The sequence below is a fragment of the Rathayibacter sp. PhB179 genome (genome assembly GCF_004345345.1).
GTDB classification, from domain to species: domain Bacteria; phylum Actinomycetota; class Actinomycetes; order Actinomycetales; family Microbacteriaceae; genus Rathayibacter; species Rathayibacter festucae.
Window position 1 is genome coordinate 302,884 of the sequence record NZ_SLVD01000006.1, and the last position, 26,951, is coordinate 329,834.

Here is a 26,951-nt window from a genome sequence, read left to right on the forward strand (position 1 = left end):
CCACTATTGCAAACATTCCGTAATCCCAGAACCCGCGCTCCGGTCCCGGCGCCCACTCCTCAAGAGTTGTCGTACGCGCTCTTCGAGTACGACAACTTCTGCGGACCCGAGACGCACCCGCGGAGACTCACCCGCCCCACTCCTCACAAGTTGCGGTAGCGGCGCGCGACTACCGCAACTTTTGGAGGGTGGGGCGGGCTCCGGAGCGGAGCCGCCCCGCGTCAGGCGAAGCGGGACGGCAGCACGGCGCCGTTCACGGTGCGCAGCTCCTCGAGCGGCACCGTGAAGAGGCCCTGGACCTCGACGACGGGGGACTCGGCGTCGGTGACGCCGATCCGGAGCACGGGGTAGCCGCGGCCCTCGCAGAGGCCGCGGAACTTCACGTCGTCCTCGCGCGGCACGGACACCAGCACGCGGCCGGTCGACTCCGAGAAGAGGGCGGCGGTGGCGTCGACGCCGTCGCGCTCCATCAGCTCGTCGAGCCAGATCCGCACGCCGACGCCGAAGCGCATCGCGGACTCGGCCAGCGCGACGACGAGGCCGCCGTCGGCGAGGTCGTGCGCGGAGGCGATCAGCGACTCGGTCGAGCCGGCCGCGATCAGCTCGGCGAGCGACTTCTCGGCGGCGAGGTCGAGCTGCGGGGGACGGCCGCCGAGGTGGTCGTGCACCGTGCCGGCCCAGGCGGAGCCGTCGAGCTCGTCGCGGGTGACGCCGAGGAGGTAGACGTTGTCGCCCTCGTCCTGCCAGCCGGAGGGGATGCGCCGGGCGACGTCGTCGATGACGCCGAGCACGCCGACGACGGGGGTCGGGAAGATCGGCACGTCGCCGGTCTGGTTGTAGAACGAGACGTTGCCGCCGGTGACGGGGATCTCGAGCTCGAGGCAGGCGTCGGCGAGCGCGCCGACGGCCTCGCGGAACTGCCACATCACCTCGGGGTTCTCCGGGCTGCCGAAGTTGAGGCAGTCCGAGACGGCGACGGGGGTCGCTCCGGTGACGGCGACGTTGCGGAACGCCTCGGCGAGCGCGAGGCGCGCGCCCTGCGCGGGGTCGAGCTGGCACCAGCGGCCGTTCGCGTCGGTGGCGACGGCGAAGCCGAGTCCGGACTCCTCGTCGACGCGGACCATGCCGCCGTCGTCGGGGTAGCTCAGCGCGGTGTTGCCGAGCACGTAGCGGTCGTACTGCGAGGTGATCCAGCTCTTGTCGGCGAGGTTCGCCGAGCCGAGCAGCGCGAGGGTCTCGGCGCGGAGGGCGTCGCCCTCGGTCGAGCGCGGCAGGCGCGAGGAGGAGTCGGCCTGCAGGGCGTCGAGCCAGGCGGGGTAGGCGATCGGGCGCTCGTAGACCGGGCCGTCGACGGCGACGGTGCGCGGGTCGACGTTCACGATCTCCTCGCCGTGCCAGTTGATGATGAGGCGGCCGGAGTCGGTGACCTCGCCGAGCACGCTGGTCTCGACGTCCCACTTGCGGACGACCTCGAGGAACGCGTCGAGCTTCTCGGGGCGGACGACCGCCATCATCCGCTCCTGCGACTCCGACATCAGGATCTCCTCGGCCGTCAGCGAGGGATCGCGCAGCAGCACCGAGTCGAGCTCGATGAACATGCCGCCGTCGCCGTTGGAGGCGAGCTCGGAGGTGGCGCAGGAGATGCCGGCCGCGCCGAGGTCCTGGATGCCCTCGACGAGGTCCTTGCGGAACAGCTCGAGGCAGCACTCGATGAGCACCTTCTCGGCGAACGGGTCGCCGACCTGCACGGCCGGGCGCTTGGTCGGGCCGCCGTCGGCGAAGCTGTCCGAGGCGAGGATCGACGCGCCGCCGATGCCGTCGCCGCCGGTGCGCGCCCCGAAGAGCACGACCTTGTTGCCGACGCCGCGGGCGTTGGCGAGGTGCAGGTCCTCGTGGCGGAGGACGCCCACCGCGAGCGCGTTGACGAGCGGGTTGCCCTGGTAGACGGAGTCGAAGTACGTCTCGCCGCCGATGTTCGGCAGGCCGAGGCAGTTGGCGTAGAAGGAGATGCCGGCGACCACGCCGTGCACGACGCGCGCGGTGTCCGGGTCGTCGATATCGCCGAAGCGCAGCGCGTCCATCACGGCGACGGGACGGGCGCCCATCGAGATGATGTCGCGGACGATGCCGCCGACGCCGGTCGCCGCGCCCTGGAACGGCTCGATGTAGCTGGGGTGGTTGTGGCTCTCGATCTTGAAGGTGACGGCCCAGCCCTCGCCCACGTCGACCACTCCGGCGTTCTCGCCCATGCCGACCATGAGGTTCTTCTTCATGGCGGGCGAGACCTTCTGCCCGAACTGGCGGAGGTACATCTTCGACGACTTGTAGGAGCAGTGCTCGCTCCACATCACCGAGTACATCGCCAGCTCGCCGCTCGTGGGGCGCCGGCCGAGGATCTCCCGGATGCTCGCGTACTCGTCGGGCTTCAGCCCCAGCGCCGCGTAGGGCTGCTCCTTCTCGGGAGTGACGGCCGCGTTCGCGGTGGTGTCGGGAACGGCGATGCGGGCGTCTGCGGTGCGGCTGTCTGCCATGTGCTGGAGGCTCCAGGAGAGAGGGTGGGGATGCGCGACGATCCTACCGGGGCGGGCGCTCGGCGCTCGGGGGCGGCCTCAGGCCCGAGCCGTTGGTCGCCCGGGCACCGCCTAGGATCGGCCGGGTGGAGCGGGGGATCGGCACGGCGCGCGGAAGCGAGACGGCGCGGGTCGTCGGCACAGCGCGGCGGATCGGCGCGGCGCGGTCAGCGGCCGTCCTCGCGACCCTGCTCTGGGCGCTCTACCAGTGCTTCGGCAACCTGGGCGCCGCGAACATCTCCTCGGACGAGCCCGTCTATCTCTCCGCCGGCTGGAGCTACCTGCACGGCGACATGACGCCCAATCTCGAGCACCCGCCGACCGCGAAGTACCTGATCGGACTCGCGCAGGTCCTGCTCGGCGAGGGCCTGCTCGCGGGGCGGATCGCGGCCGGCGCGGCGACCCTCCTCACCGGCGTCATCCTCTGGTTCTGGCTGAAGCGCGAGCTCGGCACCGTCCTGGCGCTGATCCCGGCCGGCCTGTTCCTCCTCTTCCCGCGGACCACCGCGACCGGCGGCACCCGGATCGACCGGCTCGCGCTCCTGGAGCCGTTCATGGTGCTCTTCGCGGTCGCCGCGATGGCCGCCGCCTGGACCTGGGCGCGGCGCGGGGCGGCGGGGGAGCGCAGCGGCTGGCTGATCGGATTCGCCGGCGTCCTCTTCGCGCTGTCGGTCACCTCGAAGCTGACGACCCTGGCGCTGGCGCCGGTGTTCCTCGTGCCGCTGCTGCTGATCGGCGACCGCCGCCGGGCACTCCGGGGCTTCGCTGCGTTCGCGCTCGCCTTCCTCGTGACCGCGGTGCTCGCCTACCTGCCGGTGCACCCGGTCGAGGCGATCCGCTACCTGCTCGACTTCCAGAGCGAGCACAACGCGAGCGGGCACATGATCGACGTCGCGGGGGCGCCGTACCGCTTCCCGCCGTGGTGGGCGAACCTCTGGTTCATGCTGTCGGGCGTCGGTCCGGCGGCGCTCGCCGTGCTCGTGCTCGGCGGACTGCTGGCGCTGCTCGCGCCGCGGCGGCGGGCGCTGGTGCTGTACCTGGCGGGCGCGACGCTGCTCCTGCTGGTGTTCCACCTGCTGATCAGCGCGGTCGCGCTGCCGCACTACTACGTGGCGTGGGCGTGGCTGCTCTGCGTGCTGGCCGGGGTGGGGATCGCCGAGGCGCTGCGCGACGGGCTCGCACTGCCATGGCGGATCGCGCGGCCGGTCGGTGTCCTGCTGCTGGTGGCCTCGCTGGTGATCGCGGCGGCGACCTCCGTCGGCATCGCGCAGGAGCGGCCGACCGGGATCGCGCGGGTGGCGGGCGCGCTGCACGAGCGCGGGCTCGACGGCGGGCTGGTGCTGGTGCAGGGGATGTCGTCGGGGGTCTACGTGCCCTACATCGGCGATCGGTACACGACGGATCCGGCGTCGGAGGGGATCGTCGCGATCGCGATCGAGGAGTCGGCGCGCTTCCCGCTGGATCCGCGGGTCGAGGAGTACCTGGCGACCGATCCGACCGTGGTGCAGCTCGACGAGCTGCGGCTGGTGCTCACGGACGGGCCGCTGCCGGCGGAGTGACCGGGGTGTGCGCGGATGCGCTGCACAACATCAGCTGAGAAGGGGGTGCCTCCGCTGTGGGGCGAGGGACCCCCTTCTCAGCTGATGTTGTGCGCGGGAGTGCGCGCTCAGGCCGAGCGGCAGGGCCCGGAATCGACCGTGTCGGTCAGCGACGGCGCCTCGGCGGCCACCGGTCCGAGCACCGAGAGCGGGATCGCGTAGCCGACGTTGTCGACCGAGGCGGCCTTGCCGAACACCACGCCCGAGACGGTGCCGTCGAGGGAGAGCAGCGGTCCGCCGGAGTTGCCCTGGTTGACGAGGGCCGCGAGCGTCAGCACCTCGCGCGAGGTCGGCGCGCCGTCGACCATCAGCGAGACGGTGGCGTCGGAGGAGATCTGCGCGGCGCCGAGGGTCAGCGGTCCGCCGAACGGGTAGCCCGCCACCACGCCGTCGTCGCCGGCCAGGACCGCGTCGTCGAGGGCGAGCGGCGCGGCGGAGAGCCCGTCGACGGCGATGACCGCGAGGTCGGCGGCGGCGTCGAGGTAGACGACGCGGCCGGTGCGCGGCGGCTCGTTCGGCGCCTCGACCACGGGCTGCGAGACTCCGGCCACCACGTGCGCGTTGGTGACCACCCGGTCGTCCGAGACGACGAAGCCGCTGCCCGTGACGCCGACGTCGCAGGCCCAGGCGGTGCCGGAGACGCGCACGACCGAGTCGGTCGCGGTCGCGACCTCGGGGTCGTCCGTCGCGACGCTGGGGATGACGGGCGCCTCGGTCGGGGCGTCGAGGGCCTCGACGATCCAGGAGGTGCCCTCGTCGACGACGGTCGACTGCAGCTGCGCGAGGAATCCGCGGACCGGGTCGGGCGTGAGGTCGTCGATGGTGCGGATGACGGTGGAGCCCGCGACGGAGGTCGTGACCAGCGGCACGCCGAGCAGCGAGACCGCCGAGGTGACGGCGATCCAGACCAGCCCGGTGATGGCGACGCCGGCGACCCCTCCGGCGAGGCGGTCGAGCAGGCCGAGCTTCACCTTGTCGGCGCCGCGGCCGAAGACGGCGCCGATGGTCGCGCCGATCGCGTAGCCGACGCCGAGCAGCAGCACCGCGGTGCCGATCACGGCGAGCAGCCGCCACTCGCTGCCGGCCGCCCAGGCGGAGACCGCGGGAACGGCGAAGGAGGCGGCGATCGCCCCGGCGACCACCCCCGCCAGGCCGCCGAGCGTGCGGAGGAAGCCGCGGCGCAGGCCGTCGACGAGCGCGCCGATGAGGCTCAGCACGACGACGGCGTCGACGATCACGGATGCGCCCATGCGGAACTCCTCGCGGGTCGGGATCCTCCAGCATGACCGACCGCGGTTGCGGGGACACCCGGAGGACCCTGCGAGTCCCGGACTCTGCATGCTGGTCGAACGGACGCGGCCGCGCCGCGACATGCTGGTCGAAGGGACGCGGTTGCGCCGCGCGATGCCGGTCGAGAGGACGCGGTTGCGCCGCCACATGCTGGTCGAGTAGCCCCGCAGGGGCGTATCGAGACCCGCCGCCCTCAGAAGGGCAGGCCTGCAGACCCCCCCCTTCCGGCGCTGATGGATCTCGATGCGCCCGCTTCGCGGGCTGCTCGATCAGCAGGGCTTCCCCCTTCGCGCGGCCTAGAAGAAGGAGATGCAGTACGGCGCCGCGATCGGCGCGAAGAAGCGGTCGACGCTCTCGTGGTCCGCTTCCGCCAGCGTCACCGCTCCGGCCCGCGCCAGCGTGGACGGGCGGGCGGAGCCGAGCAGCAGCGTGCCGAGGTCGGCGACGTCCAGCGACAGGGTCGCCGCGTCGTCGCTGCGCTCCACCCGGCCCTCGCCGCCCTCGACCGTGATCCGGTAAGTGCCGTCGACGAGGCCGAGCTCATCGCGGACCGCGAGCACCAGCGAGCCGTCGCTCGTCCACGGCCGCGCGCCGAACGCCGCCGCCACGTCGAGCACGCGGGTCCAGATCAGGTCGGCGACCTTCGTCACCTCCACGACGCGCGCGTCGCGCAGCGCCCAGGTCAGCGGGTCGTCGACGGGTGCCATGTCCCAGGTGACGGTCGAGGCGAGGTCGACGGCGCCGAGGAAGCCCCAGAGCCCGAGGTAGGCGTCGGCGGTCGCGGCGACCAGGTCGACGACCTCGAGGGTGCGGTCGTCCTCGTCCGGCCCGACGGCCTTGTAGGTGACGTAGCCGTCGAGCCGTCCGTCGGCGTCGAGGTGCACGGCGGAGCGGACGGCGCGGCCCGGCGCGGTCTCGCCGGGCTCGGTGCCGACGGCGTTCGCGGCGTAGCGCGACTGCCGGATCAGCGAGCCGGGAGTGCGCGCGTGGAAGGCGCGGAAGACCTCCTCGACCCGCGACTGCAGCCAGGTCGTCGCGACGACCTCGACGCGGCCGGCCGGCTCGACCTGCAGGGCGAAGCGCGGGCCGGTGTCGACGCGGATCGAGCGGGTGAAGGCCGAGCGGCCGAAGCCGAACCGGCGGTAGATCGAGGCCTCGCTCGCGGTGAGCACGGCGACCGCGGCGCCCGATTCGCGGGCCAGGCGCAGGTCGTCGGTGATCATGGCGCGGAGGATCCCGCGGCGGCGGTGCGTGGCCCGGACGGTGACCTGCGAGACGAGGTGCGCGGCGAGCTCGCGCCCGCGGCCGACCTGCAGCGAGCCGGGGAACGCGGCGTAGGTGGCGACGGGGACGGACTCGCCGTCGATGCCCTCGGGGGAGGCCGAATCGTGCACGGCGGTCAGCTCGCGCTGGTCGGCGACCATGTGCTCGGCCCAGTCGCGCCACTGCTCCGGCGTGTACTCCTTCTCGTGGAAGCCCGCGTTGATCGCGGTGCCCCAGGCGGCCGTGGCGGCGTCGGGTCCGCCCTCGGCGGTCAGGGCGGCGGGGAAGCGACGGAATTCGAGACCGGGAAGGGACATCCGTCCAGCTTAGGCACCCGGCCTGCGCGGGTGCTCCGGGGGTCGGAGCGGCGGTCGCTCGGCGCACGCCGCGTGCTCGTGGGTCCACCTCCGGCACGCGGAACCGCGTCGGGCTCGCTGCATCCGCCCGTTTCGGCGTGCCGAAGGTGTTACCGCGTGCCGGAGGTGCGGCCCGGGGAGCTCCGGCTCGTGGAACCGCGTCGGGCTCGCTGCATCCGCCCGTTTCCGCGAGCCGAGGGCGTTTCCACGTGCCGGAGGTGCGGCCCGGGCAGCTCCGGCTCGCGGATTCGGGTCGGGCTCGATGGATCCGCGCGTTTCGGCGTGCCGAAGGTGTTACCGCGTGCCGGAGGTGCGGCCCGGGGAGCTCCGGCTCGCGTGTTCGGGTCGGGCTCGCTGGATCCGCGCGTTTCGGCGTGCCGAGGGTGTTTCCGCGTGCCCGAGGTGCAGCCCCGGGAGCTTCGGCACGCGGAATCGCGTCGGGCACGCTGGATCCGCGCATTTCGGCGTGCCGAAGGTGTTTCCACGTGCCGGAGGTGCAGCCCCGGGAGCTTCGGCACGCGGAATCGCGTCGGGCTCGCTGGATCCGCGCGTTTAGGCGTGCCGAGGGTGTTTCCGCGTGCCGGAGGTGCGGCCCCGGGGGAGTTCCGGCTCGCGGATTCGCGTCCGGCTCGCCGGATCCGCGGGTTCCCGCGTGCCGAGGCCGGTTCCGCGTGCCCGAGGTGGGTCAGAGCGCGCGCCAGCGCTTCTCCAGCGCGTCGTCGACGGCCTCCGCCAGTCCGGCGAGCGCCCCGGGGTCCGGCGCCGCCGACACGACCCGCGCGCAGGCCGCCGCGATCACCGCCCGCCGCCTCGGCAGCGTCGCCGTGAACCCGCAGTCGCGCAGCAGCAGGAGCACCCGCTCGGCCGGAGCCTCGACCGCCAGCGCCAGCAGCAGCCGCCGCTCGAACGGCGCCTCCGGCACCATGAGCCGCCAGAACCCCGCCGCGTCCTGGAACGCGGCCGGCGGATCCGGCACCCGGGCCAGCAGCGCGAGCGCCGCGGCCAGCCCGTCGACGTCCGCCCGCGCGACGAGCCCGCGCAGCCGCGACTCCACGTCCGCCGCGGGACCCGGCCCGAGGGTCACCGACGCGAGCGCGCGCGCGTCGAGCCGTCGCTCCGTCTCCTCGTCCGGCACCGTCTCGTCCGCGGACCACCACGAGAGCAGCGGAGTCGCCGCCACGGCGAAGTCGCCGGGCCGCCGCTCCAGCGCGATCAGCAGATCCTCCGAGGCGGCCAGCGCCACCAGCGCGTCGACGTCCACGGCGAGCACGGTCCCCGAGGTGGACGGCAGCACGAGGTGCCGCCCCGACGGCGGCACGATCTCCGCCCGGGTCCGCGCGCCGGGCCCGCGGGTGCTCGCGCGCAGGATCGCCGCCTCGAGCGTGTCCGAGCCCGTGCCCGATCCCGCCCGCGCCGCACCGCCCCCGAAGATCCGTCCACCGCGCGCCATCCCGCCACGCTACCGTCGGCGGCATGACCCGCCTCGTCGCCCTCCTCCGCGGAGTGAACGTCAACGGCCGCACCGTCCGCAGCGCGGACCTCGCCGCCACCGTCGCGAGCGTCGGCGGCACCGCCGTCCGCACCGTGCTCGCCAGCGGCAACGCCGCCTTCGACTCCGACCGCGACCCCGCCGAGCTGAAGCCCGCGCTGGAGGCGGCCCTCGGCGAGCGCTTCGGCTACGACGCCTGGATCGTCCTCGTCACGCAGGAGGCGCTCGCCGCGGCGGCCGCCGCCTACCCGTTCGAGCGGATCGACGAGACCGCGCACCCCTACGTCGTCTTCGGCTCCGACTCCGCCGCCCTCGACGCGGCCGAGTCCGCGGTCGGCGCGACCGACCCGGCCGTCGAGCTGCTCGCCCGCGGTGACGGCGTCCTCTACTGGCGCTGCCCGAAGGGCTCCTCCACCGACACTCCGGCCGCCAAGATCCTGGCCCGCGCCGTCTTCCGCTCGACCACGACGACCCGGAACCTCCGCACCGTGGAGAAGCTCGTCACCGCCTGAGGTAGGGACGCCCCAGCCCTTTCCGGCTGAGAACTCGCACATTCTTTGGTTAGGCTGTCCTTAGTGCACGGCGTCCGTCGCTCGTTGCGCGCCACGACCACAGCCTTCCGAAAGGGAACAATGCCCCGCGCCACCAAGTCGCTCGCGCTCGTCGCGACCGCCCTGCTCACCGTCGGCCTCGCCGGCTGCTCGTCCGCCGCGGCCGGCTCCGACACCGCCGACTCCGGCTTCGAGCCGATCACCATCGAGCACGCCCTCGGCACCACGACCATCGAGTCGCAGCCGGAGCGCGTCGCGACCGTCAACTGGGCCAACCACGAGGTCCCGCTCGCGCTCGGCGTGGTCCCGGTCGGCATGGCCGCCGCGAACTTCGGCGACGACGACGGCGACGGACTGCTCCCCTGGGTGTCCGAGAAGCTCGAGGAGCTCGGCGGCGAGACCCCCGTCCTCTTCGACGAGACCGACGGCATCGACTTCGAGGCCGTGGCCGACACGCAGCCCGACGTGATCCTCGCCGCCTACTCCGGCCTCACCCAGGAGGACTACGACACGCTGACCGAGATCGCGCCCGTCGTCGCCTACCCCGAGACCGCCTGGGGCACCTCCTGGCGCGACACCATCACCTTCAACAGCGAGGCGATGGGCATGGCCGACGAGGGCGCCGCGCTGATCGGCGAGCTCGAGACCGAGATCGAGGAGAAGGTCGCCGCGCACCCGCAGCTCGCCGGCGCCTCGGCGATGTTCCTCACCCACGTCGACCCGACCGACCTCAGCCAGGTCAGCTTCTACACGACGCACGACACCCGCCCGGCCTTCTTCGAGGACCTCGGCCTGACCACGCCCGAGAGCATCGCGACCGCCTCGGCCACCACCGACGCGTTCTCGCTCACCCAGAGCGCCGAGCAGGCCGACGCGTTCAACGACGTCGACGTCATCGTGACCTACGGCGACGACGAGCTCGTCAACACCCTCAAGGCCGACCCGCTGCTCTCGCAGATCCCGGCCGTGCAGAACGACGCCATCGTGCGCCTGCCCTCCACGCCGCTCGGCACCGCCGCGAACCCGACCCCGCTGTCGATCTCGTACGTGCTCGACGACTACCTCGCCATGCTGGCCGAGGCCGCGGACAAGGCGGCGTGATCCACTCCCGCCCGACTGCGTGAGCTCCGACCGCGTGACCCTCACCGCACCTCCCGTCTCGGGTGCCGCCGCCGTGCGGCGCCCGAGGCGTCTGCGCGCCCTCTGGCTGCTCGTCTCGCTGCTGGTGCTGGCCGGCGTCGCAGTGGTGTCGGTGATGATCGGCTCGCGGGACGTGGCCTGGAGCGACGTGGTCGCCGCGCTCGGCGGCTCGACCGACGGCTTCGCGCAGGCCGCAGTCGCGAAGCGCCTCCCGCGCACCGTCCTCGCCGCGATCGCCGGCGCCGCTCTCGGGGTCGCCGGCGTGCTGATGCAGGGCGTCACCCGCAATCCGCTCGCCGACCCCGGGATCCTCGGCGTCAACACCGGCGCCTCGCTCGCGGTCGTCACCGGCATCGTCTTCTTCGGCCTCTCCACCGCGACCGGCTTCATCTGGGTGGCGATCGGCGGCGCGGCGGTCGCGGCCGTCTTCGTCTACGTGGTCGGCTCGCTCGGCCGCGGGGGAGCGACGCCGCTCAAGCTCGCGCTCGCCGGCGCCGCCACCTCCGCCGCGCTCGTCTCGGTGATCAGCGCGATCGTCCTGCCGCGCGCCGACCTCTCGGGCGGCATCCGCTCCTGGCAGATCGGCGGGGTCGGCGGCGGCACCTTCGCGAGCATCGGGCAGGTCCTGCCCTTCCTCGCCGTCGGGCTCGTGCTCTGCGTGCTCTCGGCGAAGAGCCTCAACACCCTGGCCCTCGGCGACGAGCTGGCGGCCGGCCTCGGCGAGCGCGTGGCGCTGGCCCGCGGCGCGGCGGCCCTCGGCGCCGTCGTCCTCTGCGGAGCGACCACTGCGGTCACCGGGCCGATCGGCTTCGTCGGGCTGGTCGTCCCGCACGCCTGCCGGCTGATCGTCGGCGTCGACCACCGCTGGCTGCTCCCGTTCTCCGCAGTCGCCGGCGCGGTCCTCCTCATCGGCGCGGACGTCGTCGGCCGGATCGTCGCGCGCCCGAGCGAGATCGACGTCGGCATCATCACCGCGCTGATCGGCGCCCCCGTCTTCATCGCGATCGTCCGCCGGCAGAAGGTGCGCGAGCTGTGACCGCCGTGCAGTCCCGGCCCGAGGCCCGCTCCGCCGCGCCCTCCGCCACCGCGCTGGCCGTCGCGGCCGGCCGCCGTCGTCGCGGTCGCCGCCGGCGCGCCGTCATCGCCGTGCTCGTCGCGCTGCTCGTCGTCGTCTTCGCCGTCTCCCTGATCGTCGGGCAGACGATCTACTCGCCTGCGGAGGTCGTCCGGGTGATCCTCGGCGAGCAGGTCCCCGGCGCCTCCTTCACGGTCGGGCGCCTGCGCCTGCCGCGCGCGATCCTCGGCCTGCTGGTCGGCCTCTGCTTCGGCCTCGGCGGCGTCAGCTTCCAGACCATGCTGCGCAATCCGCTGGCCAGCCCTGACATCATCGGCATCAGCGCCGGAGCGAGCGCCGCTGCGGCCTTCGCCATCGTCACGCTGTCGCTCGGAGCGACGCAGGTCTCGGTCCTCGCCATCGCGGCCGGCCTCCTGGTCGCGCTCGTCGTCTACGCCCTCTCCTACCGGAGCGGAGTGGCGGGCACCCGGCTGATCCTGATCGGGATCGGCGTCGCCGCGATGCTCGACAGCGTCACCGCCTACGTGCTCTCCCGGGCCGCCGCCTTCGACTTCCAGGAGGCCAGCCGCTGGCTGACCGGCAGCCTCAACGGCGCCCGCTGGAGCGAGGTCGTGCCGGTGCTGATCGCCGTCGTCGTCCTCACCCCGGTCCTGCTCGCCCGCTCGCGCGACCTCTCCGGCACGCAGCTCGGCGACGACACCGCCTCCGCGCTGGGCATCCGGGTGAACCGCACCCGCCTCGTCGTGATCGTCGCCGCCGTCGGCCTGATCGCCTTCGCGACCGCCGCGGCCGGCCCGATCGCGTTCGTCGCCTTCCTCTCCGGCCCGATCGCCGCGCGGCTGGTCGGCCCCGGCCGCTCGCTGCTGATCCCGTCGGCGCTGGTCGGTGCGCTGCTCGTGCTCGTCGCCGACTTCGTCGGGCAGTACGCGCTGGGCCTGCGCTACCCGGTCGGCGTCGTCACCGGCGTGCTCGGCGCGCCGTACCTGATCTACCTCATCGTCCGCAGCAACCGATCGGGAGGCTCCCTGTGACCGCCGAGCACACCCTCACCGTCGACGCGCTCACCCTGGGCTACGGCGACCGCACCGTCGTCGAGGGACTCGACCTCGTCGTCCCGCCCGGCCGGATCACCGCCATCGTCGGCGCGAACGCCTGCGGCAAGTCGACCCTCCTGCGCTCGATGTCGCGACTGCTGGCGCCGCGCGCCGGCACCGTGCTGCTCGACGGCAAGGCCGTGCACAGGACGCCCGCGAAGCAGCTCGCGCGCACGCTGGGCCTCCTGCCGCAGTCGCCGATCGCTCCGGAGGGGATCACCGTCGCGGATCTCGTCGGCCGCGGCCGCCACCCGCACCAGGGGATCCTCAGCCGCTGGAACGCGCACGACGACGAGGCCGTCGCGACCGCGCTCGACGCGACCGACACGGCCGCCCTCGCCGACCGCGCCGTCGACGAGCTCAGCGGCGGCCAGCGCCAGCGGGTCTGGATCGCGATGGCCCTCGCCCAGGAGACCGACCTGCTGCTGCTGGACGAGCCGACCACCTTCCTCGACGTCAGCCACCAGGTCGAGGTGCTCGACCTCCTCGTCGACCTCAACCGCAACCGCGGCACGACGGTCGTGATGGTCCTGCACGACCTCAACCTCGCGGCCCGCTACGCCGACCACCTCGTCGCCCTCGCCGGCGGCACCGTGCACGCCGCCGGCACCCCCGCCGAGGTCCTGACCGAGGACACGGTCCGCGCCGTCTTCGGCCTGGACAGCCGCATCATCACCGACCCCACCTCCGGCACCCCGCTGATGCTCCCGCTCGGCCGCCACCGCCTGACCGCCGGCCCGGACGAGGCCGACCTGCAGCCCCTCGGCTGACCGCCCGGCGCGGGTCTCCTCCCCAGGCGCGAAATCCCTCCGCTCTCCACGAAGTTCAAGCCCTCCCTGACTCTTGAGCAGCAGGGAGGGCTGGAATACCCTGATGACCATGACGAGCGGACCCCGGGTCCTCGCGGCCCGCGCCTACCGGGACGGCACTCCCTGGTGGACCATCGAGATCCCCGAGCTGACGTCGACCGCGCCGAACGGCGTCGAGATCGTCGCGACCGGAGGCGCGGTCTCGACCCGGGGCATCCCGGCCGCCGCCCGCGAGCTCGCCGCCGTGCACCTCGACGTCGGCGTCGACGAGGTGGACGTGCGGGTGAGCGTCGAGGCGCCGCCCGAGGTCCTCGCGATCTGGGACGAGGGTGCCCGCGCCGAGGAGGCGGCCCGCGCCGCCCTGCGGCACGCCGGCGCGCTCCGCCGCGAGGCCGTCCGCACCCTCCGCGCCGACGGCTACACCGTCGAGGCCGTCGCGGCCGCCCTGCGGATCAGCCCCGCCCGCGTCTCGCAGCTCGCGGCCACCCCCGATGCGGGGGACGCCCTCGCAGACACTGCCTGACGAGCCGCGCAACGAAGGCCGAGCGCCCGGGATCGCCCGCGAACGCGCGGATCCGGTCCTCCGGCCTTCGTTCCGCGGACGACTCCGCGCGCACCGGCGCGGACCGGCCGCGCAGACCGTCCGGGGCCCGCAGATGTCGGACGTGTAAACGGTTCCAGACGGCGACCGGGGGGCGTATACGATACCCGGTGTCCGCGCGGACGGCCTGTCGACGGCGGAGCCCACCGCACCCGTGCCCCGACCAGAGGTCCTCCCCGCTGTGACTGCTTCACCGACGCGCCCCGACGCCTCCGCCCTCGGCCGGGCGAAAGCGCTGCTCTTCGACCTCGACGGGGTGCTCACCCCCACCGCCGACGTGCACATGCAGGCCTGGGCCCGCCTCTTCACGCCGTACCTCGAGTCGCGCGGCATCACCGAGGGCTACACCGACGCCGACTACTTCCGGTACATCGACGGCCGCCCCCGCTACGACGGCGTCCGGGCGCTGCTCGCCTCGCGCGGCATCACCCTCCCCGAGGGCTCGCCCAGCGACGACCCCGCCCTCGAGACCGTCTGCGGACTCGGCAACCGCAAGAACGACGCCTTCAACCAGACCCTCGCCGAGAATGGCGTCGCCCCCTACCCCGGCTCGCTCGCCCTGGTCGACGCCGCGATCGCCGCGGGCGTCGAGGTGGCCGTCGTCACCTCCTCGCGCAACGGCGTGCCGGTGCTCGAGGCCGCGGGGATCCGCGACCGCTTCGAGGTCGTCGTCGACGGGCTGCTCGCCGCCCGCGACGCGATCGCCGGCAAGCCCGCGCCGGACACCTACCTGCACGCCGCGCAGCTGCTCGGGCTGACCGCGGCCGAGTGCGTGGTCGTCGAGGACGCCCACTCCGGAGTCGCCGCCGGCCGCGCGGGCGCCTTCGGCCTCGTCGTCGGCGTCGACCGCGGCGTCGGCCGCGACACCCTCCTCGAGCACGGCGCCGACATCGTCGTCGACGACCTGGCCGAGCTGCTCCCCTTCCTCCCCTCCGCCCCCGCCCCCGAGGACGCCGCATGAACCCCATCACCTCCGACCCGCTCGACCGCAACCGGTTCCCGGTCGACGAGTGGTCGCTGATCGAGACCGAGTTCGCCACCGAGCTGCAGGGGCGCACCGAGACGCTCTTCGCGACCGGCAACGGCTACCTGGGCCTGCGCGGCAACGTCGAGGAGGGCCGCGACGGCTACGCCTACGGCACCTTCATCAACGGCTTCCACGAGACCTGGCCCATCCGGCACGCGGAGGAGGCGTTCGGCTTCGCCCGCGTCGGCCAGACCATCGTCAACGTGCCGGACGCGAAGATCATCCGCCTCTACGTCGACGACGAGCCGTTCGTGCTGAGCGAGGCCGACGTCCTCGCCTACACGCGCCGCCTCGACTTCGCGAACGGCGTGCTCACCCGCGAGCTGGAGTGGCGCACCCCCTCGGGCAAGCGCGTGCTGATCCGCTCGCGCCGCCTGGTCTCCTTCACCGACCGGCACCTCGCGATCCTCGACTACGAGGTCGAGATGCTCGACCACGACGCCTCGGTGCTGATCTCGAGTCAGATCCTCAACCGCCAGGACGGCGTCGACGAGTACCACGCGCCCTCGGGCAGCGAGGCGGCCGGCTTCGACCCGCGCAAGGCCGAGTCCTTCGAGGACCGGGTGCTGCAGCCGCAGCTCAAGCGGGTCAGCGGCACGCGCTACCTGCTCGGCTACCGCACCACCAACTCCCGGATGACCGTCGCCTGCGGTGCCGAGCACGTGCTCGAGACCGAGAACGAGTGGGATCAGACCTCCCAGATCGACGACGACCTCGCCAAGCACGTCTACCGGGTGAAGGCGAAGGCCGGCGTCCCGGTGCGCCTGGTGAAGACGCTGACCTACCACACCTCCCGCGGGGTCCCCGTGCGCGAGCTGGCCGACCGCTGCGACCGCACGCTCGACCGCGCCCGCGAGACCCCGGTGGAGGAGCAGTTCACCAAGCAGCGCGAGTGGCTCGACGACTTCTGGACCCGCTCCGACGTGCAGATCGACGGCCAGCCGGCGATCCAGCAGGCCACCCGCTGGAACCTCTTCCAGCTCGCGCAGTCCACCGCCCGCACGGACGGCGGCGGCGTCGCGGCCAAGGGCGTCTCGGGCTCCGGCTACGGCGGCCACTACTTCTGGGACACCGAGGTCTACGTCCTCCCGTTCCTCAGCTACACGGCGCCGCTCGTGGCGCGCAACGCCCTGCGCTTCCGCCAGAACATGCTCGAGGCGGCCCGCTCGCGCGCGGCCGAGCTCAACCAGCGCGGCGCGCTCTTCCCCTGGCGCACCATCAACGGCCAGGAGTCGTCGGCCTACTACGCCGCCGGCACCGCGCAGTACCACATCGACGCCGACATCTCCTATGCGCTGATGCAGTACGTGGGCGCGACCGGCGACGACGACTTCCTCGCCCGCGGCGCGATCGACATCCTGGTCGAGACCGCGCGGATGTGGGCCGACCTCGGCTTCTGGCGCAGCAACGGCGACGACCACTTCCACATCCACGGCGTCACCGGGCCGGACGAGTACACGACCGTCGTCAACGACAACCTGTACACGAACGTGATGGCCCGCTCGAACCTGCGCGCCGCCGCCCGCGCCGTCGAGCTGCTCAAGGCCGTCGAGCCGTCGGCCTACGAGCGGATGGTCGCCCGGCTGCTGCTGGACGAGGACGAGGTCATCGAGTGGGCCCGCGCGGCCGACAAGATGCACATCCCCTTCGACGCGCGCGCCGGCATCCACCCGCAGGACGCGGCGTTCCTCGAGAAGGAGCTGTGGGACCTCGAGAACACCCCGGCGTCCAAGCGGCCGCTGCTGCTGCACTTCCACCCGCTGGTGATCTACCGCTTCCAGGTGCTCAAGCAGGCCGACGTCGTGCTCGCGCTGCTGCTGCAGGGCAACGAGTTCACGGCGGAGCAGAAGCGCGCCGACTTCGAGTACTACGACGCGCTGACCACCGGCGACTCGACGCTCTCGGCGGTCGTGCAGTCGATCATCGCGGCCGAGGTCGGCTACAGCGAGCTGTCCCGGCACTACTTCCTCTCGGCGCTGTTCGTCGACCTCGCCGACCTGCACCGCAACACCGCCGACGGCATCCACGTCGCCTCGACCGGCGGCGTCTGGTCCGCCCTGGTCTACGGCTTCGGCGGGATGCGCGACCACGGCGGGCGGATCACGCTCGACCCGCGCCTCCCCGACGACTGGGACCGCCTGACCTTCCGCATCGCGCTGCACGGCACGCGGGTCCGGGTCGAGGTGACCCAGGAGGCGGTGCTGCTGACCGTCGAGTCCGGCGACGCCGCGGCGATCACCGTCCGCGGTGAGCGCGTGCACGTCGAGTCCGGCAACCCGGTCCGCGTCGGCCTCGGCCACCAGGGCCCGCGCCTCACCGGAGCGCCGACCACGTCCGACATCGAGGGCACCCGCCGCTCGGACGGCACCGTGATCACCGCCTCCATCCCCACCATCTCGATGACCCCGGAGCCCGAGGTGCTGACGGGCCCGTAGCCCCTCCTCACGATGGAGCGGCTGCGCCGCGCTCCGCCGCCGAGAGAGCAGTTCGCCCAAGGGGCGCGCTTCATGCTGTTCGAGTAGCCCGCGCAGCGGGCGTATCGAGATCCACCACCGCATGCACGCGGGGTCTCGATACGCCCCTTCGGGGCTACTCGACCAGCATGGTGCGCAGCGTGCAGCGCGCAGCGCGCAGCGCGCGTTCTGCCTCGCTCGCCCGCACCGAGCGCCGCCCGACGCGCCTCCGCGGAGCCGCCCCGCCGGCCGCTGCTAGCGTCGCCCGATGGTCATGAGCAGTACTCGGTTTCCCTCGGCGGCGCAGTCGACCGTCGCGGTCGTCAGCGACTACGCGCTCGACTACACCGGCGGCGCGCAGACGGCGATGGTCGCGGAGTGCCGGAGCCTCGTGGAGGCGGGCGTCCGCGTCCTGCTGGTCGTCCCCCCGCTCCGCCACGACGCTGCCGCTCGACGGCATCGACGTGCGCCCGATCCCGGCACCCCGGATCCCCGTCGCGCAGCTGCCGGTCGTCCGCGACTCCCGTCGCACCCGGGCCCTGCTCGAGCGGCTGCTCCGCGACGAGGAGGTCGGCGCCGTCCACGTCCACTCCGAGTTCGGCCTCGCGGTCGCCGCGCTGGAGGTCGCCGCGGCGCTCTCGCTCCCCTCGGTCGCCACGGTGCACACCTTCTTCTGGCGCGGGGTGCCCGGTCGCGCCGGCCGCCTGCTGGCGCCGTTCGCCGCGGCCTACGTCGCCGCCGTGACCGGCCGCCGCCCGCGCCCGCGACGCGGCGGCGACGACCGCCTCGGCGAGCTCCTCCGCGACGTCACCCGGAGCGCCGCCGCCCGGGCCGACCTCGTCATCTCCCCGTCGGCCCACCAGGCCGAGGCGCTCCGTCGCGCCGGCCTGCCGCGGGTGGCGGTGCTGCCCAACACCGTGATCCCGCGGGAACCCGGCCCCGGCGATGTCGCGCCGGACGGCTCGGGTCCGCTCCGCCTGCTCTGGGTCGGCCGGTGCGCACCGGAGAAGCGGCTCGTCCCGTTCGTCGAGGCCTGCCTCGCCGTCCTCGCCCGCGACCCCGATGCCCTCCGCGTCGAGATCATCGGCACCGGTCCCTCGCTCGCCCCCGCGATCCGGCTCGCGGCGGGGTCCCCGGCCGTCGTCTTCCGCGGCTTCGTCGAGAACCGCCTCATCGGCGACGCCGTCCGCCGCTCCGACCTCGTCGCCCTGACCTCGTCCGGCTTCGACAATCAGCCGATGGTCGTGGTCGAGGCGCTGCAGGGCGGCCGCGGAGTCCTCTACGTCGACCCGGCCCTCACGGAGGGCCTCGACGGCCCGGGACTTCTCGCGCCCGTCGAGCCGACCGCCTTCGCCGAGTACCTGGAGCGGCTCTGCCGCGACCGCGCCCCGGTCCACGCGGCGGCCGCGGCGGCACGGGACGCCTTCACCGATTTCGCGCCCGAGGCGCACGCCGCGGCCGTCCTCGCGCTCTACGGCGCAGCGCGCGAGATCGCGGGTCTGCGCGCCGCGCAGGAGTAGCGCGGCCGGGCGTCAGGCCGTGGCGACCAGCGCGCGCACCGCGGAGGTGAAGAACGCGAGCCCGTCCACGCCGGAGCGCATCGCCGCCGGGGTGTCCGGGCCGAAGCCCGGCTCGACCGCGTGCTCGGGGTGCGGCATCAGGCCGACGACGTTGCCGCGCGCGTTCGCGACTCCGGCGATGTCGTTCATCGAGCCGTTCGGGTTCGCGCCGAGGTAGCGGAAGACCACGCGGCCCTCGCCCTCGAGCTCCGCGAGCGTCTCGGCCGAGGCGATGTAGCCGCCCTCGCCGTTCTTCAGCGGGATGGTGATCTCCTGGCCGGCCTCGAAGTCGCTGGTCCAGACGGTGGCGGCGTTCTCGACGACGAGCCGCTGGTCGCGGCAGACGAAGGAGCCGACGTCGTTGCGGATCAGGCCGCCGGGCAGCAGGTGCGCCTCGGTCAGCATCTGGAAGCCGTTGCAGATGCCGAGGACGGGGGTGCCGGCGTTCGCCGCGTCGATCACCTCGCGCATGATCGGCGAGTGCGAGGCGATGGCGCCGCAGCGCAGGTAGTCGCCGTAGGAGAAGCCGCCGGGCAGCACGATCGCGTCGACGCCGTCGAGGTCGTGATCGCCGTGCCAGAGGGCCACCGGCTCCGCGCCGGCGAAGCGGACCGCGCGCTGGGCGTCGCGGTCGTCGAGCGAGCCGGGGAAGGTGATGACGCCGATCCGCATGATCACGCCTCCGGGTAGTGGATGCCGACGACGTCCTCGATCACCGAGTTCGACAGCATGTCGTCGGCCAGCGCCGTGATCGAGGCACGGACCTCGTCGGTCACCTCGTCGACGGTGATCTCGAAGCGCTTGCCCACCCGCACGCCCGTGACGGCGGAGTGGCCGAGGCGCGAGAGCGCGCCGGCGACGGCCTTCCCCTGCGGATCGAGCAGCTCGGCCTTGGGCATGACTTCAACGACGATCGTGGGCACCGTGTTCTCCGGAGTCTCGAGGGGCTGTGCGGATCTCCGCGCGCCCATCGTACCCGCCCGGCTTTCCGGCGATCCGTCCCGTCATCGCCCGTCTCGACGGGCCTTCCGCTCAGGCCGCCGCGGTCACCCGCAGGGTGTTCGCCCACGGGTCCTCGAAGGACAGCGTCCGCCCGTCGTCCGCGGTCGCGACCTTCGCGCTGCGCAGGCGCTCGCCGAGCGCGCCCAGATCGTCCGCCGCCGGCACGACGATCTCGACCTGCCCCAGCCCGAGCGCGAGCTGCCGCCGCCCGGCGCCGAGCGAGTTCCAGGTGTTCATCGCCATGTGGTGGTGGTAGCCGCCGGCCGAGACGAACAGCGCCTGCCCGCCGTAGGCGATCGTCGTCTCGAAGCCGAGGCGGTCGACGTAGAACTCCTTTGCCGTCGCGACGTCGCCGACGCTGAGGTGCACGTGGCCGACCGAGGCGCCGCCGAGCCGCGGCTGGGCGATGGCCTCCTCGGTCAGGTGCTCCCGGAGGAACGCGTTCGGGTCGAGGAAGAGCGTCGACATCTCGATCCGCCCGTGCGTCCAGGACCACTGAGTCCGGTCGCGGTCCCAGTAGAGCTCGACGCCGTTGTGCTCCGGGTCGTCGAAGTAGAACGCCTTGCTCACCAGGTGGTCGGAGCTGCCGGTGAAGGAGCCGGGGTGCCGGGTCGCGACGCTGTGCACGGCGGCGGCGAGCGCCGCCTCCGACTCGAAGAGGATCGCGGTGTGGAACAGGCCGGCGCTGCGCGGGGCCGCGTGCCGCAGCTCCGGCGCGTGCTGGAGGATCACCGCCGGGACGCCGCCGCGGCCGAGCACCGCGACCGAGCCGTCCTGCGAGAGCAGATCGAGCAGGACGGCGTCGCGGTAGTAGGCGACCATCGCGTCGAGATCGGCGACGCGCAGGGTGACCGCCCCCATCACGGTGTCGGGGGCGAGCAGGTCGGGCGAGGAGGTGGTCATGCCGGTCATGCTAGGTCCAACTCAGTTGTAGCCACAACTATTTCCTCGCAAGAGGAAGTTGGAGGAGGGGGCGCCGCCGGGTTCATAGGATCGCCATAGGCAGTGTCCAGCCCGCGCGATGCGGCGGGTCGTCGAATGGACTCCGGTCGCCGTCAGGGGCGGCCCCGGCCACGAGGACGCATCATGAACGAGTCACCCGAATCCCACAGCGCCGAGCGCGAGCCCGCTGCCACCGCGACGGACCCCACCGGCGCCGAGGAGCGCCAGGCGCTCCGGACCGACGACCGCCGCCGCCGCCGTCGCGCCCTGATCGCCGGCGGTGCCGGGCTCGCCCTGCTGATCGGCGTCACCGCGGGCGGCGTCTCGCTCGCCGGCCGCTCCGAGTCCGCCTCGGCCGCCTCGTCGAGCGCCGCCAGCACCATCGTCTACCCCGGCGGCTCCCGCGGCTCCTTCGGCGGCGGCATCGTCGTGCTGCCCTACTCGGGCGGGTCCTCCTCGGGAGACGGCTCCGGCAGCGGGTCGGTGTACGGGTACGGCTCGGGCGGCACCGGCTCGGGGACCTCCGGTTCCACGTCGACGTCCACGGCGACCGACGCCGTCCCCGCGAGCACCGCGCAGACCGCCGGCGTCGTCACGATCACCTCCGACCTCACCTACGAGGGCGCGACCTCCGCCGGCACCGGCGTCATCCTCACCTCCGACGGCATGATCCTCACCAACAACCACGTCGTCGAGGGCTCCACCAGCATCACCGTCACGGTCGAGAGCACCGGGCAGGCCTACACCGCCCGCGTCGTCGGCACCGACAAGACCAACGACGTCGCCGTGCTCCAGCTCGAGAACGCCTCGGGCCTCACCCCGGCGACCCTCGACACCGACGGAGTCGCGGTCGGCGACGCCGTCACCGCCGTCGGCAACGCGAAGGGCACCGGCAACCTGGTCGCCGCGGCCGGCACCGTCGAGGCCCTCGGCCAGAGCATCACCACCCAGGCCGAGACCGGCATCACCGGCGAGAAGCTCACCGGCCTGATCCAGGTCGACGCGGACATCGTCGCGGGCGACTCGGGCGGCCCGCTGGTCGATGCGGCCGGGAAGGTCGTCGGCATCGACACCGCCGCCTCCAGTGGAACCGCGGACATCACCGGCTTCGCCATCCCGATCTCGAAGGCCCTCGACATCGTCGCGACGATCGAGGCGGGCGCCGACACGTCGACCGTCGCGATCGGCTACCCGGCCTTCCTCGGCGTCTCGCTGCCGTCCAGCACGACGGCGGGCACCGCCTCCGGAGCCGTCTCGGGCGCGAGCGCCGCGGCGGGCGCCGTCATCGCCGGCGTGATCGAGGGCACCCCCGCTGCCGCCGCCGGTCTCGTCGCGGGCGACGTCGTCACCGCGGTCGACGGCACGGCCGTCACCTCGGGCGACGCCCTCTCCGCGGACCTGGCCCAGCGCGAGCCCGGCGAATCGGTCACCCTCACCTGGACCACCGCCGCCGGCACCTCGCAGTCCGCGACCGTCACCCTCGTCGAGGGCCCGGTCGCCTAGGAGCGGTCCGCTTCGCGGGCTCGTTCATCAGCGAGAAGCATGCTGGTCGAGTAGCCGCGGACCGGCGTATCGAGACCCGCCGTGCCCAGCAGGGCGGTCTTCAGACCCGCGTGCTGACGGGGGTGGATCTCGATACGCCCGCTGCGCGGGCTGCTCGATCAGCATGGACGGGCCGCTGCGCGGGCTGATCCGCGCGCATGAACAGGGCTGAGCGCGCCGCTCCATCCGCGGCGAACATGCTGGTCGAGTAGCCGCGCAGCGGCGTATCGAGACCCGCCCCGCCAGCACGCGCACGCGGCGCCAGCGCACCCACCGCGACGCGCCGTTGTTTTGAACTATTCAACACAACTCGGTAGCCTTGTCCTCATGACGATGACGGACGACCGGCTGAGAGCCTCCGGGCTCAAGGCCACCGCGACCCGGCGGGCCGTCCTGCAGGCGCTCGAGGGGCATCCGCACTCCGACGTCGATCAGATCCTCGCGCGGGTGCGCGTCGATCTGCCCGACGCCTCGGCCCAGGCCGTGTACGGGGTCCTCGCCGCCTTCACCGAGGCCGGCCTCACCCGCCGCATCGAGCCGGAGGGCCACGCCCGCCGCTTCGAGCTCCGGGTCGGCGACAACCACCACCACGTCGTCTGCCGCAGCTGCGGCGCCGTCGCCGACGTCGACTGCGTCGTCGGTCAGGCGCCCTGCCTGCACCCGTCGTCGTCGAGCGGCTTCGCCATCGACACGGCCGACATCACGTTCTGGGGCACCTGCCCCGACTGCCTCGCGCAGGCCGAGACCCGGCCGGCGCCCGCCATCACCGCCGCGGAGGGCGAGACAGCGCTCCGCCGACAGGAGGACTCATGACCGAGGAACGATTCACGACGACCGATGCCGGAGCCCCCGTCGCCAGCGACGAGCACTCGCTCAGCGTCGGAGCCGACGGCCCCATCGCGCTCCACGACCACTACCTCCTCGAGAAGCTCGCGCAGTTCAACCGCGAGCGCATCCCGGAGCGCGTCGTCCACGCCAAGGGCGGCGGCGCCTTCGGCCGCTTCGTCACCACCGGCGACGTCAGCGCGTACACCCGCGCCGCGCTGTTCCAGCCCGGCGTCGAGACCGAGATGCTCGCCCGCTTCTCCACCGTCGCCGGCGAGCAGGGCTCGCCCGACACCTGGCGCGACCCGCGCGGCTTCGCGCTGAAGTTCTACACGAGCGAGGGCAACTACGACCTCGTCGGCAACAACACCCCGGTGTTCTTCCTCCGCGACGGCATCAAGTTCCCCGACTTCATCCGCTCGCAGAAGCGCCTGCCCGGCACCCACCTGCGCGACCACGACATGCAGTGGGACTTCTGGACCCTCTCGCCCGAGTCGGCGCACCAGGTCACCTGGCTGATGGGCGACCGTGGCCTGCCGAGCTCGTGGCGGCACATGGACGGCTTCGGCTCGCACACCTACCAGTGGGTCAACGCCGCCGGCGAGCGCTTCTGGGTGAAGTACCACTTCAAGACGAACCAGGGCATCGAGATCCTCAGCCAGGAGCAGGCCGACCAGATCGCCGGCGAGGACGCGGACTTCCACATCCGCGACCTGTCCGCTGCGATCGACCGCGGCGACCACCCCTCGTGGACCCTCTCCGTCCAGGTCATGCCGTACGCCGACGCCGAGTCCTACCGGTTCAACCCGTTCGACCTCACCAAGGTCTGGCCGCACGCGGACTACCCGCTGATCGAGGTCGGCACGATGACCCTCGACCGCAACCCGGAGAACTACTTCGCGCAGATCGAGCAGGCGACCTTCGCCCCCTCGAACTTCGTGCCCGGGATCGAGGCCAGCCCCGACAAGATGCTGCTCGCGCGCATCTTCAGCTACGCCGACGCGCACCGCTACCGCGTGGGCACCAACCACGCGCAGCTGCCGGTCAACGCCGCGAAGTCGCCGGTGCACTCGTACTCGAAGGACGGCGCTATGCGCTTCGACTTCCAGCGCTCCGAGGTGCCCGTCTACGCGCCGAACACGATGGGCGGCGCGCACGCCGACCCCGCCCGCGCGGCGGAGGGCCCCGGCTGGGAGACCGACGGTGCTCTCACGCGGGCCGCGGCGACCCTGCACCCCGAGGACGACGACTTCGGCCAGGCCGGCACGCTCTACCGCGACGTCCTCGACGACGACGCCAAGGCGCGCCTTGTCGCGAACATCGCCGGCCACGTCTCCAAGGTGACCCGCCCGGAGCTGCGCCGGCGCGTGCTCCAGTACTGGGCGAACGTGGACAGCTCGCTGTCGCAGCGCGTCGCCGAGGCCCTCGAGCCCTCCGCCCCCGGTGCGGACGTCTCGCCGGAAGAGGTCGGCATCCACGCCTGACCCCTGGTGCGCGGTACCGGCTGATCCCGGTGCCGCGCACCTCCGCCCGGTCCCCCGGACCGAGCGCCCCCGAGCAGCGGGCGGCGCGGGCTGTCGCATGCGGCCCCGCGCCGTCCGCTTCCCCGTCCGAGGGAGTCATCCCTTCGAGCGCGGCCGCGTCATCCCGGGAAACCGAGGCGTCGCTGCCAGTCGGCGAGCACCTCCCCGCTGACGTCGAAGAGCTCGCTGCCCCGGTGCGGAGCATCGATCTCGGTGCTCGTCACGCGCACCCCGTTCGGCAGGATCTCCACGATCGCGGCTCCCGAGGCGGCGATCGACCGCTCGTGCTGCGGCCCGGCGAGGACGTCGGTCCGATTCGCGGAACCGGGAGCGACCACCACCGGAGCCGGGTGGGTCGTGTCGACGAAGGCGTGGTGCCAGTGCCCGGCGAGCACCGCCAGGAGCGTCGAACCCTCGACCGCCTCCCAGAAGTCGTGCGGATTCGCGAGTCCCATCCGCCGGTGCAGCGGGGTGACCGGCTCGATCGGCGGGTGGTGCAGCACCACGACCGTCGGCGTCTCCGGGTCCTCGGCCACTCGATTCCGCAGCCACGCCAGCGTCGGCTCGGCGAGGAGTCCCCAGGACGCTCCGCCCGGAACGGAGGAGTCGAGCACGAGGATCCGCACCCCGCGCACGACGACCTCTGTGTTCCAGGCCCCGTCGGAGCCGAAGCCCTCGCGGTCGTCGTGATTGCCGAGGGCGAGCACGAGCGCGGCATCCCGCTCGGCGCACCACTCCTCGAGCCTCGCGCGCAGAACCCGGTAGGACTCGGCATCGCCGTCATCGCTCAGGTCGCCGGACACCACGACGGCGTCGAGGTCGGCGACGGCGGAGTGGGCGGCGAGCACCGCGTCGAGTGCGGCGCGCGGATCGACGATGCGGTTGTACCGGGCAGCGGGGTCGGCGAGCAGGTGCGTGTCCGAGAGGTGAAGGATCCGCACGGCGCGGGGAGCGGACTCCTCGAGGATCGCGTCGGCCCGCGCTCCCGCCGCCTCGATCCGCTCCGCGTTCCGCTCGTCGGGCCCGTCGGCCCAGGCGATCGCCTCCTCCAGGGTCTTGCCGAAGCGGAGGTGCCGCGCGACCAGTCGCCGTCGGCGGAGGGCCGGCTCGACCCGCAGGTGCAGCGTCAGATCGAGGAGGCCGGCGACCTCACCCCAGCCGTCGTCCTCGAGCAGCAGGTAGTTGCCCTCGACCAGGACGACGGTCCGCTCGCCCACGAGGAGGGCGAGGGAGTCCGGCACCGGCTCCTCGATCGTGCGATCGAAGGAGGCGACCCGCACGGTGTCGCCCGGCTGCGCGGTCCGGAGACTCCGCAAGGCCCCGAGGAATCCGACGACATCGAAGGTGTCCGGCGCACCCATCCGCTCACGCCGGCCGAGTTCGCGCAGACGCTGCTGGGGCAGGTGGTACCCGTCGAGCGGGAGGACGAGCGCGCCGGGAAGGCGAGCACGCAGCCGCTCGGCGACCGTGGACTTGCCGGCGCCCGGCGATCCGGTCACTCCCACCAGGAGGAGACGCCGGTCCGACGCCGCCGTGTGGATCGCGGCGACCGCCTCCTCGAGGGAGGCGAGCAGGGGACGGGGCTGGTCGGGGAGAGACATGCGCCCATTGTGGCCAGCAGTGCCGGGGCAGAAGAGGCCCGACCGGGCGATCGGTGGAGAGCTCCGGCATCCGCGCCCTGGGGAGGACCCCCAGCGCGACACGCCCGGGATGAGCGGTTTCGGGGGCCCGGTTTGACAGTGCCGGGATCGGGCCGTAACTTATTCCAGGTCGCCACACAGGCCGCAGGGAAACGGAAGAACAGGGCTCCTCAGGGAGCACGGTTCGACGTCCCGGCCTCATTCGGCACCATCCACTCGGCAAGACAGTCCTTCGGGTCACGTCTGCCGCACGGATGTAAAGCCTTCGCAGGATCCCTCGGGTCCAGCAACTTCGCCGCCCGGCGACGGACTCAGGTCCGGAACCGAGCAACGTCGGAGCGCCTACGAGCGCAACGACATCGCGAAGAAGCCGGATTTGACACGGCCTGCGGATGTGCTAAGTTAGTCAAGTTGCCACGGCGGCTGAGAGAACAACTTCTCCAGCTTAGCGAAGTCTTCCGACTAAGGCAACATCTTCGATCACTTCCGTTGTGAAGCACCTCTTCTGGTGTGGAGGCGGGATGTGTCCGATTCTTGAGAACTCAACAGCGTGCACTATGTTCAATGCCAAATTTATAACCCCGTCCGGGTCTTGTGATCCG

General features: G+C 73.0%; 21 protein-coding genes. 13 read left to right on the forward strand and 8 right to left on the reverse strand.

Annotated elements, in window-relative coordinates; all coding sequences use genetic code 11:
* Positions 1-221 precede the first annotated feature (221 nt).
* Positions 222-2,531: a phosphoribosylformylglycinamidine synthase subunit PurL gene (gene purL / locus EDF43_RS14360; RefSeq protein WP_132437434.1), complete on the reverse strand. Its 2,310-nt coding sequence runs from the start codon at positions 2,529-2,531 to the stop codon at positions 222-224.
* A 125-nt stretch (positions 2,532-2,656) separates the two neighbouring features.
* On the opposite strand from purL, the gene EDF43_RS14365 reads away from it, so the two are divergent.
* Complete coding sequence (locus EDF43_RS14365) at positions 2,657-4,129, forward strand: glycosyltransferase family 39 protein (protein ID WP_132437435.1); 1,473 nt, start codon at positions 2,657-2,659, stop codon at positions 4,127-4,129.
* Between the two features lie 107 nt (positions 4,130-4,236).
* Here the strand turns inward: EDF43_RS14365 and EDF43_RS14370 are convergent, their stop codons facing one another.
* From EDF43_RS14370 to EDF43_RS14380, 3 genes are all read right to left on the reverse strand, one after another.
* Positions 4,237-5,418: a MarP family serine protease gene (locus EDF43_RS14370; protein ID WP_165909125.1), complete on the reverse strand. Its 1,182-nt coding sequence runs from the start codon at positions 5,416-5,418 to the stop codon at positions 4,237-4,239.
* Positions 5,419-5,754: 336 nt separating this feature from the next.
* Entirely contained in the window at positions 5,755-7,038 is a 1,284-nt protein-coding gene (locus tag EDF43_RS14375) for a GNAT family N-acetyltransferase (protein ID WP_132437437.1), read from the reverse strand.
* Between the two features lie 724 nt (positions 7,039-7,762).
* Positions 7,763-8,527, reverse strand: coding sequence for a DUF2254 family protein (locus EDF43_RS14380; RefSeq protein WP_132437438.1), 765 nt, complete (start codon positions 8,525-8,527; stop codon positions 7,763-7,765).
* Positions 8,528-8,550: 23 nt separating this feature from the next.
* Between EDF43_RS14380 and EDF43_RS14385 the strand changes: the two genes are divergently transcribed.
* From EDF43_RS14385 to EDF43_RS14425, 9 genes are all read left to right on the forward strand, one after another.
* The gene (locus tag EDF43_RS14385) at positions 8,551-9,078 is read left to right on the forward strand and encodes a DUF1697 domain-containing protein (RefSeq protein ID WP_132437439.1); all 528 of its coding nucleotides are present in this window, start codon (positions 8,551-8,553) and stop codon (positions 9,076-9,078) included.
* A gap of 120 nt (positions 9,079-9,198) precedes the next feature.
* Positions 9,199-10,218, forward strand: a complete 1,020-nt coding sequence (locus EDF43_RS14390; RefSeq protein ID WP_132437440.1) for an iron-siderophore ABC transporter substrate-binding protein — start codon at positions 9,199-9,201, stop codon at positions 10,216-10,218.
* 34 nt (positions 10,219-10,252) lie between these two features.
* On the forward strand, positions 10,253-11,293 hold the full coding sequence (locus EDF43_RS14395) for an iron ABC transporter permease (RefSeq protein ID WP_132437464.1): 1,041 nt from the start codon (positions 10,253-10,255) through the stop codon (positions 11,291-11,293).
* A 53-nt stretch (positions 11,294-11,346) separates the two neighbouring features.
* On the forward strand, positions 11,347-12,363 hold the full coding sequence (locus tag EDF43_RS14400) for an iron chelate uptake ABC transporter family permease subunit (protein ID WP_243581601.1): 1,017 nt from the start codon (positions 11,347-11,349) through the stop codon (positions 12,361-12,363).
* The gene (locus EDF43_RS14405; RefSeq protein WP_123705976.1) at positions 12,360-13,196 is read left to right on the forward strand and encodes an ABC transporter ATP-binding protein; all 837 of its coding nucleotides are present in this window, start codon (positions 12,360-12,362) and stop codon (positions 13,194-13,196) included. Before EDF43_RS14400 ends, EDF43_RS14405 begins: the two co-directional genes overlap by 4 nt.
* Positions 13,197-13,299: 103 nt before the next feature.
* Positions 13,300-13,758 carry a hypothetical protein gene (locus EDF43_RS14410; RefSeq protein ID WP_165909126.1) on the forward strand — a complete coding sequence of 153 codons (459 nt, stop codon included), beginning with the start codon at positions 13,300-13,302 and terminating at the stop codon, positions 13,756-13,758.
* 259 nt (positions 13,759-14,017) lie between these two features.
* Positions 14,018-14,797, forward strand: a complete 780-nt coding sequence (locus EDF43_RS14415) for a beta-phosphoglucomutase family hydrolase (RefSeq protein WP_132437442.1) — start codon at positions 14,018-14,020, stop codon at positions 14,795-14,797.
* Positions 14,794-17,298, forward strand: a complete 2,505-nt coding sequence (locus EDF43_RS14420; RefSeq protein ID WP_132437443.1) for a glycosyl hydrolase family 65 protein — start codon at positions 14,794-14,796, stop codon at positions 17,296-17,298. The genes EDF43_RS14415 and EDF43_RS14420 overlap by 4 nt, the downstream gene beginning before the upstream one ends.
* 482 nt (positions 17,299-17,780) lie before the next feature.
* On the forward strand, positions 17,781-18,836 hold the full coding sequence (locus EDF43_RS14425; protein WP_165909127.1) for a glycosyltransferase: 1,056 nt from the start codon (positions 17,781-17,783) through the stop codon (positions 18,834-18,836).
* 12 nt (positions 18,837-18,848) lie between these two features.
* On the opposite strand, the gene purQ is transcribed toward EDF43_RS14425, so the two are convergent.
* The 3 genes from purQ to EDF43_RS14440 all read right to left on the reverse strand — a co-directional run bounded on the left by purQ (position 18,849) and on the right by EDF43_RS14440 (position 20,789).
* Complete coding sequence (gene purQ, locus EDF43_RS14430) at positions 18,849-19,547, reverse strand: phosphoribosylformylglycinamidine synthase subunit PurQ (RefSeq protein WP_123447083.1); 699 nt, start codon at positions 19,545-19,547, stop codon at positions 18,849-18,851.
* Between the two features lie 2 nt (positions 19,548-19,549).
* Positions 19,550-19,798 (reverse strand): phosphoribosylformylglycinamidine synthase subunit PurS, encoded by a 249-nt coding sequence (gene purS, locus EDF43_RS14435; protein WP_132437445.1) that lies wholly within the window; start codon positions 19,796-19,798, stop codon positions 19,550-19,552.
* 109 nt (positions 19,799-19,907) lie between these two features.
* Entirely contained in the window at positions 19,908-20,789 is an 882-nt protein-coding gene (locus EDF43_RS14440; protein ID WP_132437446.1) for a VOC family protein, read from the reverse strand.
* Between the two features lie 174 nt (positions 20,790-20,963).
* Between EDF43_RS14440 and EDF43_RS14445 the strand changes: the two genes are divergently transcribed.
* From EDF43_RS14445 to EDF43_RS14455, 3 genes are all read left to right on the forward strand, one after another.
* Positions 20,964-22,322: a trypsin-like peptidase domain-containing protein gene (locus EDF43_RS14445; protein WP_207901761.1), complete on the forward strand. Its 1,359-nt coding sequence runs from the start codon at positions 20,964-20,966 to the stop codon at positions 22,320-22,322.
* 366 nt (positions 22,323-22,688) lie between these two features.
* Positions 22,689-23,174: a Fur family transcriptional regulator gene (locus EDF43_RS14450; protein WP_185019989.1), complete on the forward strand. Its 486-nt coding sequence runs from the start codon at positions 22,689-22,691 to the stop codon at positions 23,172-23,174.
* Positions 23,171-24,670: a catalase gene (locus EDF43_RS14455; protein ID WP_123705970.1), complete on the forward strand. Its 1,500-nt coding sequence runs from the start codon at positions 23,171-23,173 to the stop codon at positions 24,668-24,670. The genes EDF43_RS14450 and EDF43_RS14455 overlap by 4 nt, the downstream gene beginning before the upstream one ends.
* 158 nt (positions 24,671-24,828) lie before the next feature.
* Here the strand turns inward: EDF43_RS14455 and EDF43_RS14460 are convergent, their stop codons facing one another.
* Positions 24,829-26,310, reverse strand: a complete 1,482-nt coding sequence (locus EDF43_RS14460; protein WP_132437447.1) for a metallophosphoesterase — start codon at positions 26,308-26,310, stop codon at positions 24,829-24,831.
* Positions 26,311-26,951: the final 641 nt, after the last annotated feature.

Coding starts and splice junctions, on each gene's coding strand:
- EDF43_RS14410 (WP_165909126.1), top strand. CDS start 13,300: ATGACCATGACGAGCGGACCCCGGGTCCTCGCGGCCCGCGCCTACCGG.
- EDF43_RS14385 (WP_132437439.1), top strand. CDS start 8,551: ATGACCCGCCTCGTCGCCCTCCTCCGCGGAGTGAACGTCAACGGCCGC.
- purQ (WP_123447083.1), bottom strand. CDS start 19,547: ATGCGGATCGGCGTCATCACCTTCCCCGGCTCGCTCGACGACCGCGAC.
- EDF43_RS14455 (WP_123705970.1), top strand. CDS start 23,171: ATGACCGAGGAACGATTCACGACGACCGATGCCGGAGCCCCCGTCGCC.
- purL (WP_132437434.1), bottom strand. CDS start 2,531: ATGGCAGACAGCCGCACCGCAGACGCCCGCATCGCCGTTCCCGACACC.
- EDF43_RS14375 (WP_132437437.1), bottom strand. CDS start 7,038: ATGTCCCTTCCCGGTCTCGAATTCCGTCGCTTCCCCGCCGCCCTGACC.
- EDF43_RS14460 (WP_132437447.1), bottom strand. CDS start 26,310: ATGTCTCTCCCCGACCAGCCCCGTCCCCTGCTCGCCTCCCTCGAGGAG.
- EDF43_RS14445 (WP_207901761.1), top strand. CDS start 20,964: ATGAACGAGTCACCCGAATCCCACAGCGCCGAGCGCGAGCCCGCTGCC.
- EDF43_RS14440 (WP_132437446.1), bottom strand. CDS start 20,789: ATGACCGGCATGACCACCTCCTCGCCCGACCTGCTCGCCCCCGACACC.
- EDF43_RS14370 (WP_165909125.1), bottom strand. CDS start 5,418: ATGGGCGCATCCGTGATCGTCGACGCCGTCGTCGTGCTGAGCCTCATC.
- EDF43_RS14450 (WP_185019989.1), top strand. CDS start 22,689: ATGACGATGACGGACGACCGGCTGAGAGCCTCCGGGCTCAAGGCCACC.
- EDF43_RS14390 (WP_132437440.1), top strand. CDS start 9,199: ATGCCCCGCGCCACCAAGTCGCTCGCGCTCGTCGCGACCGCCCTGCTC.
- EDF43_RS14380 (WP_132437438.1), bottom strand. CDS start 8,527: ATGGCGCGCGGTGGACGGATCTTCGGGGGCGGTGCGGCGCGGGCGGGA.
- EDF43_RS14420 (WP_132437443.1), top strand. CDS start 14,794: ATGAACCCCATCACCTCCGACCCGCTCGACCGCAACCGGTTCCCGGTC.